The 3,292-nt window shown below is 66.0% G+C and carries 3 protein-coding genes; all 3 read left to right on the forward strand.

Features of this window, described 5'->3' with window-relative positions:
- A partial coding sequence (locus tag EOA33_RS29110) for a CoA ester lyase (protein WP_281033574.1) occupies nucleotides 1-945 on the forward strand: 945 nt, incomplete at its 5' end.
- An 18-nt stretch (nucleotides 946-963) separates the two neighbouring features.
- Nucleotides 964-2,151 carry a malate--CoA ligase subunit beta gene (locus tag EOA33_RS29115; RefSeq protein ID WP_126054043.1) on the forward strand — a complete coding sequence of 396 codons (1,188 nt, stop codon included), beginning with the start codon at nucleotides 964-966 and terminating at the stop codon, nucleotides 2,149-2,151.
- Nucleotides 2,152-2,165: 14 nt separating this feature from the next.
- Nucleotides 2,166-3,065 (forward strand): succinate--CoA ligase subunit alpha, encoded by a 900-nt coding sequence (gene sucD / locus EOA33_RS29120; RefSeq protein WP_126054042.1) that lies wholly within the window; start codon nucleotides 2,166-2,168, stop codon nucleotides 3,063-3,065.
- Nucleotides 3,066-3,292 lie beyond the last annotated feature (227 nt).

Genomic DNA, 3,292 nt, shown 5'->3' on the forward strand with positions numbered 1-3,292 from the left:
ATCAACCACCTGAAGAAGCTCCGGCTGCAGCGCAGCGAGCTGGCGGTTCCGGGTTCGAGCCCGGAGATGATCGAAAAGGCGGCGAACAGCGCCGCCGACTTCGTCTTTCTCGACATCGAGGACGCGGTCGCGCCGCCGGACAAGGAGCGCGCCCGCAAGAACATCATCGAGGCGCTCAACGACATCGATTGGCGCGCCAAGGGCAAGACCGTCTCGGTGCGCATCAACGGCCTCGACACGCACTACATGTATCGCGACGTGGTCGACGTCATGGAGCAGGCCGGCGATCGGCTGGACACCATCCTGGTTCCGAAGGTCGGCGTCCCGGCCGACCTCTATATGGTCGAGGCCATGGTCAACCAGATTGAGATGGCCAAGGGTTACAAGACTCGCGTCGGCCTCGAGGCGCTGATCGAGACAGCGCTCGGCATGGCCAATGTCGAGGCGATCGCTGCCACGCCGGGCCGGCTGGAAGCGATGCATTTCGGCGTTGCCGACTATGCCGCAAGCAACAAGGCGCGCACCGTCAACATCGGCGGCCTCAATCCCGACTATCCCGGCGACCAGTGGCATTTCGCTTTGTCGCGGATGACTGTCGCCTGCAGGGCCTACGGCCTGCGCGCCATCGACGGGCCGTTCGGCGATTTCTCCGATCCCGAAGGCTACAATGCGGCCGCAAGGCGTGCCGCGGCACTCGGCATCGAAGGCAAATGGGCGATCCATCCATCGCAGATCGCGCTCGCCAACGACGTGTTCTCGCCGCCGGAGAAAGAGGTCACCCGCGCCAGGCGCATCCTGGAGGTGCTGAAGGAGGCGGAGGCGCTCGGCAAGGGCGCGGCTGCGCTCGACGGCAAGATGATCGACGCGGCGTCGGAACGCATGGCGCGCAACGTGCTGGTGGTCAGCGAGGCGATCGAGCGCGCTGGCCAGGCCGCGACGCACTGAGAATTACCGGAGGACAAAATGGACATTCACGAATATCAGGCCAAGGAACTGCTCGCCCGCCACGGCGTGCACGTGCCGCGCGGCGGCCTCGCCTACAGCCCCGAGCAGGCGACCTACCGGGCGCGCGAGATCGGCGGCTCGAGATGGGTGCTGAAGGCGCAGGTTCACTCCGGTGCGCGCGGCAAGGCCGGCGGCATCAAGCTCTGCGCCAACGACGAGGAAATCTCCAACGCCGCCGAAGCCATGCTCGGCCGCAAGCTGGTGACCCAGCAGACCGGCCCGCGCGGCAAGCTGATCTCGCGCCTCTATCTCGAGGAGGCGGTCGACATCGCCCAGGAGCTCTATCTCGGCTTCGTGCTCGACCGTAAGGAAGAGCGCGTCATGATCGTGGCGTCGGCCGCCGGCGGCATGGAGATCGAGGATATCTCCGAAAAGAAGCCGGATTCGATCATCCGCGCCACGGTCGATCCCGGCGTCGGCATGCAGGGCTTCCAGGCGCGCGAGATCGCTTTCGGCCTCGGGCTCGAGAGCAATCTGATCGGCAAGGCGACCGAAACCATCCTCGGCTGCTACCAGGTGTTCCGCGATTACGACGCCTCGATGCTGGAGATCAATCCGCTGGTGGTGACCCGCGACGGCAGCCTGGTCGCGCTCGACGCCAAGATGTCGTTCGACGAGAACGCCCTGTTCCGCCGCCCGGAGATCTCCGAATTGCGCGACAAGAGCCAGGAAGACCCGCGCGAAACCTTCGCCAGTGACCGCGGCCTTTCCTATGTCGGCCTGGAGGGCAATATCGGCTGCATCATCAATGGCGCCGGCCTCGCCATGGCGACGATGGACATGATCAAGATCGCCGGCGGCGAGCCGGCCAACTTCCTCGACATCGGCGGCGGCGCCTCTCCGGAGCGGGTGGCGAAATCCTTCCGCGCCGTGCTCGGCGACAAGAATGTCGAGACCATCCTGGTCAACATCTTCGCCGGCATCAACCGCTGCGACTGGGTCGCCGAAGGCGTCATCAAGGCGATCCGCGAAGTCGGCGTCGACGTGCCGCTGGTGGTGCGGCTCTCCGGCACCAAGGTCGAGGAAGGACGCAAGATCCTGGCCGATTCCGGCGAGGCGGTGATCGTCGCCGACACGCTGGCCGAAGCCGCCGAAAAGGCCGTCGCCGCCTGGCGCGCGGCCGCCAAGAAGAAAAAAGCAGCCTGAGGGAGACCGAAAAAATGGCAATCCTGCTCAATCGCAGCACCCGCGTCATCGTCCAGGGCTTCACCGGCAAGATCGGCAGCTTCCATGCCGAGGACATGAAGCGCTACGGCACCAAGCTGGTCGGCGGCGTCACCCCCGGCAAGGGCGGCCAGACCCATCTCGGCCTGCCCATCTTCAACACCGTCAAGGGCGCCGTGCGCGAGACCCGCGCCGAGGCCAGCATTGTCTTCGTGCCGCCGCCCTTCGCCGCCGATTCGATCATGGAAGCGGCGGACGCCGGCATCAAGCTTTGCGTCTGCATCACCGACGGCATCCCGTCGCAGGACATGATGCAGGTCAAGCGCTACATGCGCCGTTATCGCTTCGAGGACCGCATGCGCCTCGTCGGTCCGAACTGCGCCGGCGTCATCACGCCCGGACAGGCGCTGATGGGCATCATGCCCGGCAGCATCTACCTCCCCGGCCGCGTCGGCATCGTCGGCCGCTCCGGCACGCTGGGCTACGAGGCGGCCTCGCAGATGAAGGCGCTCGGCATCGGCGTGTCGACCAGCGTCGGCATCGGCGGCGACCCGATCAACGGCTCGTCCTTCAAGGACATCCTGCAGCTCTTCGAACGCGACGAGGATACCGACGCCGTGGTCATGATCGGCGAGATCGGCGGTCCGCAGGAAGCCGAAGCCGCGATCTGGGCGCGCGACAACATGCGCAAGCCGCTGATCGCCTACATCGCCGGGCTTTCGGCGCCGAAGGGCCGCCGCATGGGCCACGCCGGCGCGATCATCTCCGCCTTCGGCGAGTCGGCGCAGGAAAAGGTCGAGATCCTGAAGGAAGCCGGCGTCGTCATCGTGCCGACTCCCGCCTCCTTTGGCGAGGTCGTGGCCGACACGCTGGCGCGGACCAAGAAGGCGGCGTGACGGCCGCTGAAGGCCACATAACGCAAGTGAAAGTCTGTATCGGGCCGGCGCAAGCATCGCGGCGGCCCGTCGATCGGCAGGAAATTCGATGAAACCGCGTTTGATTGTCACCCGCAAATGGCCGGCCGCCGTCGAAGCGATCCTCGCCGAGCGCTTCGACACGACCCTCAACGCAGACGACACGCCGCTGAGTGCTGCCGCGATGACTTCCGCCTTCGCGGATTTTG

This window comes from Mesorhizobium sp. M4A.F.Ca.ET.050.02.1.1 (assembly GCF_003997725.1).
Taxonomy (GTDB): domain Bacteria; phylum Pseudomonadota; class Alphaproteobacteria; order Rhizobiales; family Rhizobiaceae; genus Mesorhizobium.

Excerpts from the sequence above, each read along its gene's own strand:
- EOA33_RS29115 (WP_126054043.1), top strand. The coding sequence starts at position 964 with ATGGACATTCACGAATATCAGGCCAAGGAACTGCTCGCCCGCCACGGC.
- sucD (WP_126054042.1), top strand. The coding sequence starts at position 2,166 with ATGGCAATCCTGCTCAATCGCAGCACCCGCGTCATCGTCCAGGGCTTC.